Annotated in this window: 16 protein-coding genes and 1 tRNA gene; 5 read left to right on the forward strand and 12 right to left on the reverse strand. The window is 71.3% G+C overall.

Features of this window, described 5'->3' with window-relative positions:
- Positions 1-126: 126 nt before the first annotated feature.
- On the reverse strand, positions 127-1,680 hold the full coding sequence (locus ABZX30_RS30005; RefSeq protein ID WP_355938903.1) for an MFS transporter: 1,554 nt from the start codon (positions 1,678-1,680) through the stop codon (positions 127-129).
- 81 nt (positions 1,681-1,761) lie between these two features.
- Entirely contained in the window at positions 1,762-3,024 is a 1,263-nt protein-coding gene (locus tag ABZX30_RS30010; RefSeq protein ID WP_355938906.1) for a DUF445 domain-containing protein, read from the reverse strand.
- A gap of 280 nt (positions 3,025-3,304) precedes the next feature.
- Here ABZX30_RS30010 and ABZX30_RS30015 point away from each other — a divergent pair, with 280 nt between their 5' ends.
- Positions 3,305-4,639, forward strand: a complete 1,335-nt coding sequence (locus ABZX30_RS30015) for an SGNH/GDSL hydrolase family protein (protein ID WP_355938910.1) — start codon at positions 3,305-3,307, stop codon at positions 4,637-4,639.
- Positions 4,640-4,861: 222 nt separating this feature from the next.
- Here the strand turns inward: ABZX30_RS30015 and ABZX30_RS30020 are convergent, their stop codons facing one another.
- Genes ABZX30_RS30020 through ABZX30_RS30035 form a run of 4 tightly spaced genes read right to left on the reverse strand, consistent with a single transcriptional unit; the run spans position 4,862 to position 8,326 of the window.
- Positions 4,862-5,626, reverse strand: coding sequence for a DUF1707 domain-containing protein (locus tag ABZX30_RS30020; RefSeq protein ID WP_355938913.1), 765 nt, complete (start codon positions 5,624-5,626; stop codon positions 4,862-4,864).
- A gap of 32 nt (positions 5,627-5,658) precedes the next feature.
- Complete coding sequence (locus tag ABZX30_RS30025; protein ID WP_355938916.1) at positions 5,659-6,699, reverse strand: ATP-binding cassette domain-containing protein; 1,041 nt, start codon at positions 6,697-6,699, stop codon at positions 5,659-5,661.
- Positions 6,700-6,705: 6 nt separating this feature from the next.
- Complete coding sequence (locus tag ABZX30_RS30030; protein WP_355938941.1) at positions 6,706-7,470, reverse strand: ABC transporter permease; 765 nt, start codon at positions 7,468-7,470, stop codon at positions 6,706-6,708.
- Positions 7,471-7,519: 49 nt separating this feature from the next.
- On the reverse strand, positions 7,520-8,326 hold the full coding sequence (locus ABZX30_RS30035) for an ABC-2 family transporter protein (RefSeq protein WP_355938944.1): 807 nt from the start codon (positions 8,324-8,326) through the stop codon (positions 7,520-7,522).
- A gap of 812 nt (positions 8,327-9,138) precedes the next feature.
- Here ABZX30_RS30035 and ABZX30_RS30040 point away from each other — a divergent pair.
- On the forward strand, positions 9,139-11,796 hold the full coding sequence (locus ABZX30_RS30040; RefSeq protein WP_355938947.1) for a transglycosylase domain-containing protein: 2,658 nt from the start codon (positions 9,139-9,141) through the stop codon (positions 11,794-11,796).
- An 81-nt stretch (positions 11,797-11,877) separates the two neighbouring features.
- Here ABZX30_RS30040 and ABZX30_RS30045 read toward each other — a convergent pair whose 3' ends face one another.
- A complete protein-coding gene (locus ABZX30_RS30045) occupies positions 11,878-12,234 on the reverse strand; it encodes a co-chaperone GroES (RefSeq protein ID WP_355938918.1) in 357 nt (118 codons plus the stop codon).
- A gap of 43 nt (positions 12,235-12,277) precedes the next feature.
- Positions 12,278-12,607 (reverse strand): DUF3618 domain-containing protein, encoded by a 330-nt coding sequence (locus ABZX30_RS30050; RefSeq protein WP_355938921.1) that lies wholly within the window; start codon positions 12,605-12,607, stop codon positions 12,278-12,280.
- 97 nt (positions 12,608-12,704) lie between these two features.
- Between ABZX30_RS30050 and bcp the strand changes: the two genes are divergently transcribed.
- Complete coding sequence (bcp, locus tag ABZX30_RS30055) at positions 12,705-13,172, forward strand: thioredoxin-dependent thiol peroxidase (protein WP_355938924.1); 468 nt, start codon at positions 12,705-12,707, stop codon at positions 13,170-13,172.
- A gap of 176 nt (positions 13,173-13,348) precedes the next feature.
- Positions 13,349-13,433: transfer RNA gene (locus ABZX30_RS30060), tRNA-Leu, on the forward strand.
- 47 nt (positions 13,434-13,480) lie between these two features.
- Here ABZX30_RS30060 and rdgB read toward each other — a convergent pair.
- The 4 genes from rdgB to ABZX30_RS30080 form a co-directional block, all read right to left on the reverse strand.
- Positions 13,481-14,083 (reverse strand): RdgB/HAM1 family non-canonical purine NTP pyrophosphatase, encoded by a 603-nt coding sequence (gene rdgB, locus ABZX30_RS30065; RefSeq protein WP_355938927.1) that lies wholly within the window; start codon positions 14,081-14,083, stop codon positions 13,481-13,483.
- Positions 14,084-14,094: 11 nt separating this feature from the next.
- On the reverse strand, positions 14,095-14,499 hold the full coding sequence (locus ABZX30_RS30070; protein ID WP_355938930.1) for a hypothetical protein: 405 nt from the start codon (positions 14,497-14,499) through the stop codon (positions 14,095-14,097).
- A 165-nt stretch (positions 14,500-14,664) separates the two neighbouring features.
- Complete coding sequence (gene rph / locus ABZX30_RS30075; protein WP_355938933.1) at positions 14,665-15,402, reverse strand: ribonuclease PH; 738 nt, start codon at positions 15,400-15,402, stop codon at positions 14,665-14,667.
- Between the two features lie 78 nt (positions 15,403-15,480).
- A complete protein-coding gene (locus ABZX30_RS30080; protein ID WP_355938935.1) occupies positions 15,481-15,714 on the reverse strand; it encodes a PTS glucose/sucrose transporter subunit IIB in 234 nt (77 codons plus the stop codon).
- Positions 15,715-16,036: 322 nt separating this feature from the next.
- On the opposite strand from ABZX30_RS30080, the gene ABZX30_RS30085 reads away from it, so the two are divergent.
- On the forward strand, positions 16,037-17,287 hold the full coding sequence (locus ABZX30_RS30085) for a PTS transporter subunit EIIC (RefSeq protein ID WP_355938938.1): 1,251 nt from the start codon (positions 16,037-16,039) through the stop codon (positions 17,285-17,287).
- The last annotated feature ends 77 nt before the right edge of the window (positions 17,288-17,364 follow it).

Consider the following 17,364-nt stretch of genomic DNA (forward strand, 5'->3'; position numbering starts at 1 on the left):
GCGCCCACGCCCGTACGGTCCCCATGGCCACGGGCCCACGCCCGTACGGTCCACGGCCGCGCGCTCACGCTCGCGCAGCCCGACGCACGCTCACGTCCGCGCAGCCCGACCGCACGCTCCCGTCCGCTAAGCGATCCGCCCCCGGGCCTTCGCCGGCCTGGAGCCGGAGCCGGAGCCGGCGGAGTCCTCGCGGCCCTCGCGGCCCTTCCCCATCGCCTTCGCCTTGCCCGCCGCGGCCGACAGCGGGCGGGCGACGTCCTCCAGGGAGCGGCGTTCCGCCCGTACCGCGAGGAACGCGGCGACCAGGCCGGCCGCGCACATCAGGGCCGCGCCGATCTGGAAGGCGAGGACGGTGTCGCCGACCTTGCCGGTGTTGGTGAGGTCGGCGAACAGCAGCGGGCCGCTGATGCCGCCGGCGGCGGTGCCGAGGGCGTAGAAGAAGGCGATGGACATCGCCCGGGTCTCCATCGGGAAGATCTCGGAGACGGTCAGGTAGGCGCTGGAGGCGCCCGCCGAGGCGAAGAACAGCACCGCGCACCAGCACGCCGTCAGGGTGCCCGCGGTCAGCGCGCCCCGGTCGAACAGCCAGGCCGTGCCGAACAGGAGCAGGCCCGACAGCAGGTAGGTCGAGGAGATCATCACCCGGCGCCCGACGGTGTCGAAGAGTCTGCCGAGCAGCAGCGGGCCGCAGAAGTTGCCGATCGCGATGACGGCGAAGTAGTACCCGGTGTGGTCGGCCGGCACGTCGAAGAACTTGGTGAGGATCGCGCCGAAGCCGAAGGTGATGGCGTTGTACAGGAACGCCTGGCCGATGAAGAGGGAGAAGCCGAGCACGGCCCGCTTGCGGTACCGGGCGAAGACCGTACGGGCGATCTCCATGAAGCTGACGCCGCGGCGTTGGTGGATCTCCAGTTCGCCCTCGGGCTCCGGGAGCCGCTCGCCCTTCTCCGCCTCGACCTGCCGCTCGATCGCGGAGACGATCTCCTCGGCCTCGTCCTCCCTGCCGTGGATCAGCAGCCAGCGCGGGCTCTCCGGGACGTGCCGCCGTACGAGCAGGATCACCAGGGCGAGGACGGCGCCGAGCGCGAAGGTCAGGCGCCAGCCGACGTTCGCGGCGAGCAGGTCGGTGTTCAGGGCGACGATCGACAGCAGCGAGCCGCCGACCGCGCCGAGCCAGAAGCTGCCGTTGATCATCAGGTCGACGCGGCCGCGGTAGTGCGCCGGGATCAACTCGTCGATCGCGGAGTTGATCGCCGCGTACTCGCCGCCGATGCCGAAGCCGGTCAGGAACCGGAAGGCGAAGAACCACCAGGCGTCGGTGGAGACGGCGGTCAGGGCGGTCGCCGCGAGGTAGACCGCAAGAGTGATCATGAAGAGCTTCTTGCGGCCGAAGCGGTCGGTCAGCCGGCCCCAGAACAGGGCTCCGACGCAGGCGCCCGCCACGTACAGCGCGGCCGCGATGCCGGTGACCTGCCCGGACGAGATCGACAGCCCGCTGCCCGGCTCGGACAGGCGGCTCGCGATGTTGCCGACGACCGTCACTTCCAGGCCGTCGAGGATCCACACGGTGCCCAGACCGATGACGATCGTCCAGTGCCAGCGGGACCAGGGCAGCCGGTCGAGCCGGGCGGGGATGCGCGTGGTGACCGTCCGGCCGGATCCGGCCTCGGCTGTGCTCATGGATTCCCTCCTCCTGACCTCCTCTCCTCGAGGTCGGAGTGCGGGTGCCCGCGACCTGGGCCGCTACGCCCCCAGGACCCGCTACGCCCCCAGGACCCGCGACACCGTGAAGATCAGCAGCCCCACCAGCGAGCCCACCACGGTGCCGTTGATCCGGATGAACTGGAGGTCACGGCCGATGTGGGCCTCGATCTTGCGGGTGGTGTGCTCGGGGTCCCAGCTCGCGACGGTGTCGGTGATCAGGGAGGTGATCTCCTTGCGGTAGGTGGTGACGACGTGCACCGCCGCGCCCTCGACCCAGCTGTCGACCTTGTCCTGCACCTTGGGCTCGACGGCCATCCGGGAGCCCAGGGAGAGCAGGGAGGCGCGCACCCGCAGGCGCAGCTCGCTGCGTTCGTCCTCGGCGGCGGAGACGATCATGGCGCGTACGGCGGTCCAGGCGGACGCGATCAGGTCCTGGACCTCGCCGCGGCCCAGCACCTCGGCCTTGAGGCGCTCCACGCGCGCCCGGGTGTCCGTGTCGGACTGGAGGTCGGAGGCGAAGTCGGTGAGGAAGCGGTCCAGGGCGCCGCGCGCGGGGTGGGAGGGCATGTCCCGCATCTCCGTGCAGAAGCGCAGCAGCTCCTTGTAGACGCGTTCGCCGACCTTCTTGTCGACGAAGCGCGGGGTCCAGCCGGGGGCGCCGCCCTGGACGGCGTCCATCACGTTGTCGCTGTGCAGGACGAGCCAGTCGTGGGCGCGGGAGATCACCAGGTCGACGGCCCGTCTGTGGCCGCCGTCCGCGACGACCCTCTCCAGCATCTTGCCGAGGCCGGGCGCGATCTCCCGGGCGCCGGCGCGGCGGGTGACCGCCTCGCCGACCACCGCCTGGACGTCCTGGTCGCGCAGTACGGTCAGCGCCCCGCGCAGGGCGGTGGCCAGTTCCGCGGTCACCCGGTCCGCGTGCTCCGGCTCCGCCAGCCAGGCGCCCAGCCGGCTGCCGATGCCGACGGCGCGCAGCCGCTGCCGTACGACGTCGTGGGAGAGGAAGTTCTCCCCGACGAACTCGCCCAGGGAGACGCCCAGGGCGTCCTTCTTGGTGGGGATGATCGCGGTGTGCGGGATGGGCAGGCCGAGGGGGTGGCGGAAGAGGGCGGTGACCGCGAACCAGTCGGCCATCGCGCCGACCATGCCCGCCTCGGCGGCCGCGGCGACGTAGTCCGCCCAGGCGCCCGCGCCCTCGTGGGAGGCCACCTTGGCGAGGACGTACACCACGGCCACGAACAGCAGCATCGCGGTCGCGGTGAGTTTCATGCGCCGCACGCCGCGCTGCCGCTCCTCGTCGGCGGGCGTGAAGGCGGTCATGGTGCGGTAGGACGGCGTGCCGCCGGGTGCCCCCGGGGCCGTCCCCGGTGCTCCCGGCTCTCCCGGCGCTCCCGGTGCTCCCGCGGCCGCTTGCGTTCTCGTTTCCGTACGTTCCATCTGCTCCACCCGTCCGGTGATCCCGCACACAATTGTCCCTTCCTGACCTACTCCTGGAACAGAAAAGGGGTTCCCGGCGTCTGTGTGGGCGGGACCATGACACATCATGGGCTGATCAGATCGGAGCCTTGGGCTCCCATCGCCCGAGGAGAACAACACAAGCATGACCAGGCGTCACGGTTATGTGCTGCTCAGTGCGCTCGTCGCGCTGATCGTGGCCCTGTCCACCGCCCTCTACGTCGTCGTCGGCGCCGACGACGGCACCTCACGCTCCACCGCCACCGGCGGCCGCCCCCACCACGGCACCTCCGTCGCCCCCGCCTCCACCGGCACCTGGGTCGGCGCCTGGTCCACCTCCCCGGCGGGAGCGGAACCGGGCACGGAGACCGACGGCATGGCGGGCCGCTCGGTGCGCAACGTCGTGCACGCCGGCATCGGGGGTACGAGTGCCCGCGTCACGCTGTCCAATCTCTACGGACAGTCCCCGCTGACCCTCACGCACGCCACGATCGCGGTCGCCGCCGGCGACGGCACCGCGGCGGCGGACACGCGGACGATGCGGCGGCTCACCTTCGGCGGCAACACCACCGTCGTCATCCCGGCCGGCGGCCAGACGGTCAGCGACGCGGTCCGCGTCACCGTCCCGCTCGGCGCGGACGTCCTGGTCACCACCTACTCCCCCACCCCCTCGGGCCCGGTGACCTACCACCCGCACGCGCGGCAGCTGTCGTACCTCGCCGAGGGCGACCGCACCGAGGACGCCACGGGCGCCGCCTACACCGAACAGACGCCGTACTGGCGCTACCTGACGGCCCTGGACGTGCTGAGCAACGAGTCCGACGGCACCGTCGTCGCGCTCGGCGACTCCATCACCGACGGCATAACCTCCACCGTCGGCGCCAACCAGCGCTGGACCGACGTGCTCGGCGAACGGCTGCGCACGGCCGTCGAGAGCGGCGCCGACCTGCCCCGCTACAGCGTGGTCAACGAGGGCATCAGCGGCAACCAGGTCCTCGCCGACGGCCTCGGACGGCCCGCCGACAACCAGAGCGGACTCGGCCGCTTCGGCCGTGACGTGCTCTCCCGTACGAACGTCAAGGTCGTCGTCGTCGACCTCGGCGTCAACGACATCCTGCGCAACCCGCGGCTCGCCGACCCCGCGAAGATCACCGCCGGTCTGCGCACCCTGGTCCGCCAGGCCCACGCCCGCGGCCTCAGGGTCGTCGGCGCCACCCTGATGCCGTTCCAGGGCCACCGCGGCTACACGCCGGCCCGTGAGGCGGTACGCCAGGAGGTCAACGCCGAGATACGAACGGGCCGGATCTACGACGCCGTCGTCGACTTCGACAAGGCCCTGCGGGACCCGTACGCCCCGCGCCGGCTGCGTCCCGCCTACGACTCGGGCGACCACCTGCACCCGAGCGACCGGGGCTTCAGGAGGATGGCCGAGGTGTTCGACCTGCGGCAGCTGAAGGGCGCCGGGCAGGCGGAGCTGTAGGTCGCCGCGGGGGCGCTCCGCGCCACCGGCACGGCACCGGCGACCGCCTCCCCGACGGGGCCCCCGCCACGGCGGGCCCCGTCGGGCGTGGACGCACGGTGCTCCGCCGCCCCACGTGAGCTCCCGCCGCCCCGCCCCGCGGTCCAGGTTCACCTGGCGCCGCCGCTCGCTCAGGCGGAGCCGCAGGCGCCGCCCCGCGTGAACACCCCGCCGGAAAGCGGCTCAGCGCTCGCCGTAGCGGCGGTGCTCGCGCTCCTCGTGGCGGCGCTCGCGCAGCTCGTGCCGGGCCTCGTGCAGCTCCCGCCGCTCCGCCCTGCGGTCCAGCCTCTCCTGGCGCCGTCGCTCCTTCAGGCGCTGCCGCTCCTCCCGGGTGATCTTCCGCTCCACGCCGACGCCGCCCCAGAAGGCGAAGCCCGAGACGATCACCCGTGGGGCGCCCGGCTCCGCGGGGGCGCCGTCCTCACGGTGGTCGAAGCCACCCATGATCCCGAAGCCGCGCACGAGGACCTCGACACCGGGCGGCACCACGATCTGCATTCCGCCCATGATCGCCACACAGGAGATCTCCACCTCGTGGTCCGCGAAGTTCGCCTCCCGCAGGTCGATCTCCCCGCCGCCCCAGAACGCGAAGCAGGTGAACCGTCTGGGCACCGTCCAGCGGCCTTTGCGCTGGAAGCCGGACATGATGGCGGCGGCCCCCGCGGACGAGCCCTCGCCGCCCACGATCCGGTCCGCCCAACTCCCGCTGCCGACAGGCTCCTTGCGCATGGACACCGCGGGCGCGGCACCCGTGCCGGCCGCGTGCGCCGGCAGGTCCCGGGTGATCGGCGTCAGCTCCCCGTAGGTGCGCGCCTTGTACGTCGCCTCCAGCCGCTCCTCGAACTCCTCCATGTCGAGCCGCCCTTCGGCCAGGGCGTCCCGCAGGACCTCGGCGACTCGTTCACGATCGGCGTCGGAGGCACGCAGTTCCGGGGCATCGTCGGTCATGACAGCAGCCTACGAGTTCACCGGGCGCGGGGCTACGACACCGGCTCCTCCCGGCTGCCGCCCCGCTCGCCGAGCCCGGCCTGGTCGGCCTGGTCGGCGTACATCGTCGCGATCACCGCCTCGATGTCCGGCTCCCGCACCGACAGGTCCACCAGCGGATACTCCGCCGCGACCCGCGCCACCAGCGGCGCCGCCGACTGCGCGGCCGGGAACGCCAGCCACTGCCGGGGCCCTTCGACCTTCACCACCCGCGCCTCGGGCACCTCGATCGGCGGCAACTCCCGCTCCAGGTCGACCACCAGGGTCCGCTCGCTCTCCCCCACCTCGTGCAGCCGCGCGAGCGAGCCGTCGTAGATCAGACGGCCGTGGTCGATGACCATCACCCGTGAGCACAACTGCTCGATGTCCTGGAGGTCGTGCGTGGTCAGCAGCACCGTCGTGCCCCGCTCGGCGTTCAACTCCCTCAGGAAACCGCGCACCTTGGCCTTGGAGATGACGTCCAGGCCGATGGTCGGCTCGTCGAGGTAGAGCACCTCGGGGTCGTGCAGCAGCGCCGCCGCGATGTCGCCGCGCATCCGCTGGCCGAGAGAGAGCTGACGGACCGGCACGTCCAACAGGTCGGCCAGTTCGAGGAGTTCCACGCAGCGCTCCAGGTTCTCCCGGTAACGCCGGTCCGGGATGCGGTACATGCGGTGCACCAGCCGGTAGGAGTCGATCAGCGGCAGGTCCCACCACAGCGTCGTCCGCTGCCCGAACACCACCCCGATGCGGTGCGCCAGCCGGGAACGCTCGCGGGAGGGGTCGATGCCCGCGACCCGCAGCCGGCCGCCGCTCGGGGTCAGGATGCCCGTCAGCATCTTGATCGTCGTCGACTTCCCGGCGCCGTTCGGGCCGATGTAGCCCACCATCTCGCCGCGCGCCACCCGGAAGGAGATCGAGTCGACCGCCCGCACCTGCCTGCGCTCCCGCTTCAGGAAGCCGGTCTTCTTGCGGACGTCGAAGACCTTCTCGACGCCGTCCAGTGCGATGAAGTCACCGTTCACCGCGGGGTCACTGTTCACTGCGAGGTCCATTGCGAGCTAACTCCCTGTACTCCGATACGACCGCAGGCCCGCCCGCCACGCCAGCCCCGCCAGCGCGCAGCAGGCGGCCGCCACCAGCGGTGGGCTGAACGCCGTCCACACCGGCAGGCCGAGCGGATACGGCCGCCCCAGCACATAGCTCGCGGGCAGCCAGTTGACGAAGGCGAGCGGCAGCACGAAGGTCACCCCGCGCACCAGTTCCTTCCCGAACACGGTGGGCGGGTACTGCAGCAGGGTCGTGCCGCCGTAGGTGAACGCGTTCTGCACCTCGGAGGCGTCCTGCGCCGCGAACTGGAAGGCCGCCCCGGCCACGAACACCGCGCAGAAGATCCCGGCGCCGCTGAGCAGCATCAGCGGCATCAGCAGCAGCTTCGGCGCGCTCCAGTCGATGCGGACCGTGCCCAGGGCGTAGCCGAGGACCAGCGAGCCCTGCGCGATCCGGCCCAGGCGGCGCAGGCCGAAGCGGTCCGCGGCCACCTGCGCCAGCACCGGCGCCGGGCGCACCAGCAGCGTGTCCAGGGTGCCGTCGCGGACCCGGCGGCCCAGCCGGTCCATCGAGCCGATCGCCAGGTCGGCCAGGCCGAACGCCACGCTGGACAGGCCGTAGAGGAAGGCCACTTCGGGCAGCGAGTAACCGCCGAGCACGTCGACCCGGGAGAACATCAGCAGGATCGCCACGAAGTCCAGCCCGGTCGCCGCGAAGCTCCCGAACGTGCTCATGACGAAGGAGGCCCGGTAGGCCATCGTCGAGCGGATCCACATCCCGGCGATCAGCCGGTAGGCGCGCACGCCCTCGGTGAGCCGGCCGGTCTCAGCCACCCTGGACCACCACCCGCCGCGTCGCCACCGACTGCACCAGGCGCCCCGTCGCCAGCAGGGCCACCGCCCACGCCCCCTGGAACGCGAACGTCCGCCACGGATCGGCATGGCCGAGCAGTACGTCGGCGGGCGCCTGGAGGAGCGACGACCACGGCAGGGCCCGCACAACCTCGCCGAGCGCGCCCGGGAAGACGTTCAGCGGGAGCGTCATCCCCGAGCAGAACACCCCGACGATCCACGCCATGTACGTCACGCCGGCCCCGTCCAGCAGCCAGAACGCGCTCAGCGCCACCAGGAACCGGATCCCGAAGCCGACCAGCGCGGCGAGCAGCAGGGTGCACAGGAAGGCCGCCCAGGTCGCCGCGTCGGCGGGCAGGGACACCGGGTAGCACAGCGCCCCGAACACGAACGGGATCACTCCCCGGCCCAGCAGCTGGAACAGCGCCCGGCCCAGGTCGGCCGCCAGCCACCACAGTTGCAGGTCGGCGGGCCGGTACAGGTCGATCGCCACGTCACCCGTACGGATACGTTCCATGAGCTCGTCCTCGACGCCGCCGCCCGAGATCGCCAGCGTCGCGAACAGCGCCTGCCCGAGCCACACATAGGTCACCGCCTGCGCCTGGTCGTAGCCCCCGAGGTGGGGCCGCTGGTCCCACAGGGCCAGGTAGGTGTAGACGAGGATCAGGCCGAATACCGTGTTGGTGAACACCCCTGCCGCAGTGGCCGCGCGATACGTCGCGTACCGTCTGAAACCCCCGGCCGCGACGGCCGCGTACAACCGTCCCGCGCCCACGTCTATCTACCTCCTGGAGCCTTTGACACCGAAGCGCAGGAGCCTACTGCGTGGCCGGTCCGGCCGGCCACGCATTTTCCTGCCGGACGCGCGCCGGAATCCGGGAACGGAACGCTTGGTGCGAGAGTCTTCACTCGGGGGTGCAGAAGACGTACGAGTGCGTACGGCGACACGACGTTACACAGGAGTCCGTGCACGACATGAGTGACGAGCCGCAGCCGCAACAGCCGAACAAGGGCGGGGCGCCGAGAGAGCCACAGGCGGCTGAAGGGCCCGGAGAGCGGGAGAGCCGGGAGGAGAAGAAGTCGGACAGGACCGACAGGTCACCCGAGTCCGCCAAGGGTGACGCGAACGACGACCGGGGCGCGAACGACGACCCGGCCGCCCCCGCGGCCGGGGAACGCCCGGTGACGAAGCCGGCCGCGGAGTCGGCGGCGGAGCCCGGTGCGGCGGAGAGCACCCAGGTCCTCCGCCGCGTCAAGGCGACCCGGGCGACGCCCACGACCCCGGCGGCCGGGGCCGCCCCGAAGGACCGGAAGGACCCGAAGGACCCGAAGGTTCCGGCGCGCCCGGCGGGCCCGGCGACTGCGCCGGCCGGGAAGGGCGCTGCGGACGGTGCGTCCGACGAGCCCGGTGCGGCGGAGAGCACCCAGGTCCTCCGCCGCGTCAAAGCGACTCGGGCGACTCCGGCGGCCCCGGCGACCGCGAAGGGTCCGACGACCCCCGCGGCTCCGGCCGACTCCGCGGGCTCCGCGGGCAAGAGCGCCGAGGCGTCCGAAGCAGCCGAGGCCGCCGAGAAGACGCAGGTCCTCCGGCGGATCAAGGCGCCCCACGCGAACCCGGTGACCCACGCGAACCGAGTGCCCCCGTCGGCCACCGCCACCCCCGTGGTCCCGGCAGGCCCGGCGGCCCCGGTGGCTGGGGCGGCCCCGGCGCCCCCCGCCCCCAAGGTCCCCCGGCAGCCCACCGCGGGCCGCACGGACCGGACGGCCACCGCGGCGGGGGCGGCGCACGAGTCCGACGCCCCCGCGACCGCCCTGCTTCCCCGGCAGACCACCCCCGCCTCGGCCCCGGCCCCGGCCACCGCGACCGCGGCCACCCCCGAGGTCAGCGCCGCCGACGACGGGAACAGCGCGGCCGCCCAGGGCAAGGGCAAGAAGCCCAAGCGCCCCAAGCGCACCGGCTGGCGCCGTCTCTTCCCGACCTGGCGGATGGTGCTCGCCACCTTCGTCATCGGCGTCCTGCTGCTCTTCGGCCTGTTCTTCCTCGGCTACTCGATGGTGAAGATCCCGCCGGCCAACGCGCTCGCCATGAAGCAGAGCAACGTCTTCCTCTACGCGGACGGCTCCCAACTGGCCCGCGACGGCGACATCAACCGGGAGAACGTCACCCTCGCCCAGATCTCCAAGGCCGCCCAGCACGCCGTCCTGGCCGCCGAGGACCGCGACTTCTACACCGAGTCGGCCGTCGACCCCAAGGCGATGATCCGCGCCGGCTGGAACACCGCGACCGGCAAGGGCAAGCAGTCCGGCTCGACGATCACCCAGCAGTACGTGAAGAACTACTACCTCGCGCAGGAACAGACCGTCACGCGCAAGGCCAAGGAGTTCTTCATCTCGATCAAGCTGGACCGCAACAAGAGCAAGGACCAGATCCTCGAGGGCTACCTCAACACCAGCTACTTCGGCCGCAACGCCTACGGCATCCAGGCGGCCGCCCAGGCCTACTACGGCCGGGACGCCACCGCCCTCGACCCGGCCCGCGCCGCCTACCTCGCCGCGCTCGTCAACGCGCCCAGCGAGTACGACGTCGTCGCCCACCCCGAGAACAAGTCGGCGGCCGTCGCCCGCTGGAACTACGTGCTGGACGGCATGGTCACGAAGGGCTGGCTGAGCCGGTCGGAGCGGACCGGCATGAAGTTCCCGATGCCGAAGGAACAGACGATCTCCACCGGCCTGTCCGGGCAGCGCGGCTACATCGTGTACGCGATCAAGGACTACCTCACCCAGAACAAGATCCTCACCAAGGACCAGCTCGAGGCCGGCGGCTACCGCATCACGACCACCCTGCAGAAGAACAAGCAGAACGCCTTCGTGAAGGCCGTCGACGACAAGCTGATCTCCAAGCTGGACAAGAAGAACAACAAGGTCGACACCTACGTCCGCGCGGGCGGCGCCTCCGTCGACCCCAGGACCGGCAAGGTCGTCGCCATGTACGGCGGCATCGACTTCGTCAAGCAGTACACCAACGGCGCGACCCGCGGTGACTACCAGGTCGGCTCCACCTTCAAGCCGTTCGTGTTCACCTCGGCCGTGCAGAACGGCTCGACCACGCAGTCCGGCCAGACCATCACGCCGAACACCTACTACGACGGCACCAACAAGCGGTCCGTACAGGGCTGGAGCGGCGGCCCCTACGCCCCGGAGAACGAGGACTCCAAGTCGTACGGCGACATCACCGTGCGCAAGGCGACCGACCTCTCCGTGAACTCGGTGTACGCGCAGATGGCCGTCGACGTCGGCCCCGCCGAGGTCAAGCAGACCGCGGTCGACCTCGGCATCCCGTCCGACACCAAGGACCTCCAGCCGTACCCGTCCATCGCGCTCGGCACGGCCACCGCGAGCGTCCTGGACATGGCGGAGGCGTACGCCACGCTCGCCAACCACGGCAAGCACGGCACGTACACGATGATCGAGAAGATCACCAAGAACGGCAAGGAGGACGTGCGGCTGCCCGAGCGGACCACCAAGCAGGCCGTCAGCCGCGAGGCCGCCGACACCACGACCTCCGTCCTGCAGAGCGTCGTCCAGACCGGCACCGCGACCGCCGCGCAGGCCGCCGGCCGCCCCGCGGCGGGCAAGACGGGCACCGCGGAGGAGGACACCGCGGCCTGGTTCGCGGGCTACACGCCCGACCTCGCCACGGTCGTGTCCGTCATGGGCCAGGACCCGGTCACCGCCGCCCACAAGCCCCTGTACGGCGCGCTGGGCCTGCCGCGCATCAACGGCGGCGGGGCACCCACCGAGATCTGGGCGCAGTACACGAAGGACGCGCTGAAGGGGAAGCCGGCGAGCGACTTCGACCTGCGGCTCCAGCAGGGCGCGGACGTCCAGGCGCCCGGTTCCAGGACGCCCACCGAGTCGGCCACCGGCGCCCCCACCGACAGCGGCACCCCGGCCGACGGCGGCACCACGGCCACCGGCGGCCAGAGCACCCCGGGCCAGACGGCCGGCCAGACGGACGGCGGCACCACCGGCACGGCCGACGGCGGCACGCCGACCACCGGCGGCACGTCGACGGGCACGACGGACGGCGGGACGACGACCGGCACGACCACCGGCGGCACCACCGGCACGACCGACGGCGGCACCACCACCGGCACCACGGACGGCGGCACGTCGACGGGCGGCACCCCCGGGGACCCGGGGGGCACCGCGGGTCTCGTCGGCCCGCAGACGGTGGCCAGACGCCAGTGACCGCGGACGCGTGAGAAGGGCTGGTGACCGCCTCCGGTCACCAGCCCTTTTCCCATACCGCGTACCGCGTACCGGGTGCGGCTACAGATACAGCCCCGTGGAGTCCTCCGACCCCTCGAACCGGTCCGCGGCCACCGCGTGCAGATCACGCTCGCGCATAAGCACGTACGCGACGCCCCGGACCTCGACCTCGGCCCGGTCCTCCGGGTCGTACAGGACCCGGTCGCCCGGCTCCACGGTCCGTACGTTCTGGCCGACCGCGACGACCTCCGCCCAGGCCAGCCGCCGTCCGACCGCCGCCGTCGCGGGGATCAGGATGCCGCCGCCCGAACGCCGCTCGCCCTCACCGGTCTCCTGCCGGACCAGAACACGGTCGTGCAGCATCCGGATGGGCAGCTTGTCGTGATGGGTGCTGTGCTCGTTTCTCTTGGCGCTCACGTCTCGAACCTACCTGCCTTCGCCGCGCCCGGACGCCGCCGGGTCAGCCCTTACGACGGCGCGTCCCCAGGGCGAGCAGCCCCACGAGCCCGACGGCCACGAGCGCGACGGGTACGACACGCTCCAGCCGGGGCGCTCCGTCCTCGTCCACGAACTGGGCCCGCACCTCGCTCACGGCCCGGTTGACCTGGATGTAGGCGCGCCCGAGGGTGTGGTCGATGTGCGAGACCACCTTGGCCTTGGCGTCCCCGACGATGGTCTTCGGATGCACCCGCACCCCGATCTCGTCCAGCGTCTCGGCCAGCACCTCGCGGCGGCGCTTGATGTCCGCCTCGATCTGCGCCGGGGTTCTGGTGTCCGACGTCTCCGCCACCGTACGGCCTCCGAAGTCTGCTGAGTGCGTCTGTGCTGGACAGTCTGTCAGCTCCGGAGCCGACAGCGCCGTCAGGACCCCCGGTTACGCTGGACCGATGAGCGAGCGACTTCAGCCCGGGGACGTGGCCCCCGCCTTCACCCTGCCCGACGCCGACGGCACCGAGGTGTCCCTGGCCGACCACAAGGGCCGCAAGGTCATCGTCTACTTCTACCCCGCGGCCCTCACTCCAGGCTGCACCAAGCAGGCCTGCGACTTCACCGACAACCTCGACGTCCTCGCCGGCGCGGGTTACGACGTCATCGGCATCTCGCCCGACGCCCCCGAGAAGCTCGCGAAGTTCCGGGAGAAGGAATCCCTGAAAGTCACCCTTCTCGCCGACCCCGACAAGAAGGTCACCGAGGCCTACGGGGCGTACGGCGAGAAGAAGAACTACGGCAAGACCTACCTCGGCGTCATCCGCTCCACGGTGATCGTCGACGAGGAGGGCAAGGTCGAACGGGCCCTGTACAACGTCCGCGCGACGGGCCACGTGGCCAAGATCATCAAGGATCTGGGCATCTGAGGCCTCCAGGGCACGCCCGCTGCTCAGCGGCCCGCACCGGGAGGACTCGGTACGGGCCCAACTGTCCTGCCGTGACGGAGACGTGGTGCCGCCGGAAGGGAGCGGTACCTCTCGCCGGGCGGTCCTTCCAACCCGTAGACTGAGCGCCGCCGGTCGAGCGTGATGACCGTTTTTGAGCGGCCGTGATGGAATTTGGCAGTCATGCTGGGTTTAGGTCCCAGTGGGTTCACACCCGTGTGGGTTCGAGTCCCACCGGCCGCACGTACCCGGAGGGGCCGTCCGACCGGACGGCCCCTCTTTCCTCGTCCTCAGCCCAACAGCTCCCGGACCACCGGCACCAGCGCCCGGAACGCCTTCCCCCGGTGGCTGATCGCGTTCTTCTCCTCGGGGGAGAGTTCCGCGCAGGTCCGCACGTCGCCCTCCGGCTGGAGGATCGGGTCGTAGCCGAAGCCGTTCGTGCCGGTGGGGGCGTGACGCAGGGTGCCGCGGAGTTGGCCCTCGACCACCTGTTCCCGCCCGTCCGGCAGGGCGAGGGCCGCCGCGCAGGCGAAGTGGGCGCCGCGGTGTTCTTCGGCGATGTCGGAGAGCTGGGCGAGGAGCAGGTCGAGATTGGCCTTGTCGTCGCCGTGGCGGCCGGCCCAGCGGGCGGAGAGGATGCCGGGGGCGCCGCCCAGGACGTCCACGCAGAGGCCGGAGTCGTCGGCGACGGCGGGCAGGCCGGTCGCCTGGGCGAGGGCGTGGGCCTTGAGGAGGGCGTTCTCGGCGAAGGTGACGCCGGTTTCCTTGACGTCGGGGATGTCGGGGTAGGCGTCCGCGCCGACGAGTTCGTGGGGCAGGCCTGCGTCGGCGAGGATCGCCCGGAGTTCGGTGATCTTTCCGGTGTTGCGGGTGGCGAGGATCAGGCGGGTCATGTCCTCCAGTATCAGGGGGAGCAGACCTTGGTCAGTTCGCCGGCGGCGTCGCGGGCGGGGCTGAGGTCAGGGGTCCTGTCGCCGTTCTTGATGGCGGTGCGGACGTTGTCCACCGCCTTGTCGAGGTCGTCGGCGGCCTTGTGGACGTCCGCGTTATCCGTCTTGTCCGTTATCTCTTTCAGGTCCTTGTCGATGTCGTCGAGCGAGGCGTCGGCCCGATCGGGGTTGACGACCGCGTGGGCGGCCTCGAACTGTAAGTCGGTGATGTCGTCGGCGACGGAGTGGGCGGTCTGCATGCAGTCCAGGGCCTTGTCGACGGCGGAGCAGCCGGCGGCCAGGCCGGCGGCCAGTACGGTGCCGGCTGCGGCGAGGGCGATCGAGGTGCGGCGGGTACGGCGGTGCGGGCTCGCGGCCATGACTGGGTTCCCTCCCCTGATCGGGCCCCCGCGGGAGGCCCCCGTCGGTATCCGTTGGGACGCGGGGGCGGGTGGCCGGGTTGCGTGCGCCGGCCGCCCCGCCCGATGCTCCCGACGCCGACTAGGGGACGTCTGGAGTCCGGCCCGAGAAGCGCCTGAGGTCCGCTACTCGGCGAGGACCGTCTCGAGGGCCTTGCGCTGGAGTCCGGCCAGGTCGGCGCAGCCGGTGACGGCGAGGTCGAGCAGGGCGTCGAGTTCGTCGCGGGCGAAGGGCTCGGCCTCGGCGGTGCCCTGGACCTCGACGAAGCGGCCGTCGCCGGTGCAGACGACGTTCATGTCGGTCTCGGCCTTGACGTCCTCCTCGTAGCAGAGGTCGAGGAGCGGGACTCCGCCGACGATGCCGACGGAGACGGCGGAGACCGTGCCGGTCAGCGGCTGGCGGCCGGCCCTGATGAGCTTCTTGCCCTGGGCCCAGGCGACGGCGTCGGCGAGGGCGACGTACGCGCCGGTGATGGCGGCGGTGCGGGTGCCGCCGTCGGCCTGGAGAACGTCACAGTCGAGGACGATGGTGTTCTCGCCGAGCGCCTTGTAGTCGATGACGGCGCGCAGGGAGCGGCCGATGAGGCGGCTGATCTCATGGGTCCGGCCGCCGATGCGGCCCTTGACGGACTCGCGGTCGCCGCGGGTGTTGGTGGAGCGGGGGAGCATGGCGTACTCCGCCGTGACCCAGCCCTCGCCGCTGCCCTTGCGCCAGCGGGGGACGCCTTCGGTGACGGAGGCCGTGCAGAAGACCTTGGTGTCGCCGAAGGAGACGAGGACGGAGCCCTCGGCGTGCTTGCTCCAGCCGCGTTCGATGGTGACGGGGCGGAGCTGTTCGGGGGTGCGGCCGTCGATTCGAGACATGGCGACGAGCCTAGTGCCAGATGCGGACGGGGCTCCTCCCGCGGTGGGAGGAGCCCCGTCGGGGTGGGCCGGGGTGGCTCACATCATGTCTTCGATCTCCGCCGCGATCGGGTCGGCGTCGGTGCCGATGACGACCTGGACGGCGGTGCCCATCGTGACGACGCCATGGGCGCCGGCGGCTTTCAGGGCGGACTCGTCGACCAGCGAGGGGTCGGCGACCTCGGTGCGCAGCCGGGTGATGCAGCCCTCGATCTCCTCGATGTTCTCGATGCCGCCGAGTCCGGCGACGATCTTCTCAGCCTTGCTGGCCATGTCCGTCTCCCTGTATCCCCTGATCCAAGCCGCTATGTAGCGGTAATCACAATTAGTCCGATTTCGCTCGCATTCATGTCGGACATACCGAATGATGGCGATCGCGACGGCGGAACCGCACTGTATCGACTGGTCTACACCAGCTGACCGATGGTCGCCAAGCCCGGGCGGGCGGCGGCCGTCGCCGATCGGGAAGGGCGGGTTCCTTGCGCCGCCTTCATCTGCTACAACATGGTCTAAACCACTTAGTGGTTTAGACCAGAGAAGTCGCCGTCCTCCCTCCCCACGCCCCGGGGCGGCGCCATGCCCCTATGGAGGAAGTATGAGCACCGCCACCGCGCCGGCGGCGGTCCCCGCGAAGAAGCGGGGATCCGGCCTGTTCCAGGGCCTGCAGAAGGTCGGCCGCAGCCTGCAGCTCCCGATCGCCGTGCTGCCGGCGGCGGGCATCCTGCTCCGGCTGGGCCAGCAGGACGTGCACGACAAGCTCAACCTGCCGGACAAGGTCACCGCGGTGTTCGCGACGGCCGGTGGCGCGATCTTCGACAACCTGCCGCTGCTGTTCTGCATCGGTGTCGCGATCGGCTTCGCCAAGAAGTCCGACGGCTCCACGGCCCTGGCCGCCCTGGTCGGCTTCCTGGTCTACAGCAATGTCCTGAAGGCGTTCCCGGTCACCGAGGCGAAGGTCCAGAAGGGCGCGGACATAGCGGCGACCTACAACAACCCCGGGGTCCTCGGCGGCATCCTGATGGGTCTGCTGGCCGCCGTGCTGTGGCAGCGCTACCACCGCAAGAAGCTGGTGGACTGGCTCGGCTTCTTCAACGGCCGCCGTCTGGTGCCGATCGTCATGGCCTTCGTCGGCACCGCCATGGGCGTCCTCTTCGGGCTCGTCTGGAAGCCGATCGGCGAGGGCATCTCGAACGTCGGCGAGCAGATCACCGGTCTCGGCGCCGCGGGTGCCGGTCTGTTCGGCCTGATCAACCGCGCGCTGATCCCGATCGGCATGCACCAGTTCGTGAACTCCGTCGCCTGGTTCCAGATCGGCGACTTCAAGGACTCCGCCGGCACGGTCGTGCACGGCGACCTCACCCGCTTCTTCGCCCACGACCCGACCGCCGGACAGTTCATGTCGGGCTTCTTCCCCATCATGATGTTCGGCCTCCCGGCCGCCGCGATCGCCATCGCCCACGCCGCCCGCCCCGAGCGCCGCAAGGCCGTGCTGGGCATGATGATCTCGCTCGCGCTCACCTCCTTCGTGACCGGTGTGACCGAGCCGATCGAGTTCTCCTTCATGTTCATCGCCCCGGTGCTGTACGGAATCCACGCGGTGCTCACCGCCCTGTCCATGGCGATCACCTGGGCGCTCGGCGTGCACGCGGGCTTCACCTTCTCCGCGGGCTTCATCGACTACGCGCTCAACTGGAACCTCGCGACCAAGCCCTGGCTGATCATCCCGATCGGCCTGGTCTTCGCGGCGGTCTACTACTCGGTCTTCCGCTTCGCCATCACCAGGTGGAACCTCCCCACCCCGGGCCGCGAACCCGAGGAGGAGGCCGAGGACCTCACCAAGGCGTGAGTCCCGCCCCGGCGTGCGAAGGCCCCGGAACCGCAGGACGGGTCACAACGGCGGCGGAGGCGGCGAGCCGCTCCTGT

It is taken from the genome of Streptomyces sp. NPDC004542 (assembly GCF_040610035.1).
GTDB lineage: Bacteria > Actinomycetota > Actinomycetes > Streptomycetales > Streptomycetaceae > Streptomyces.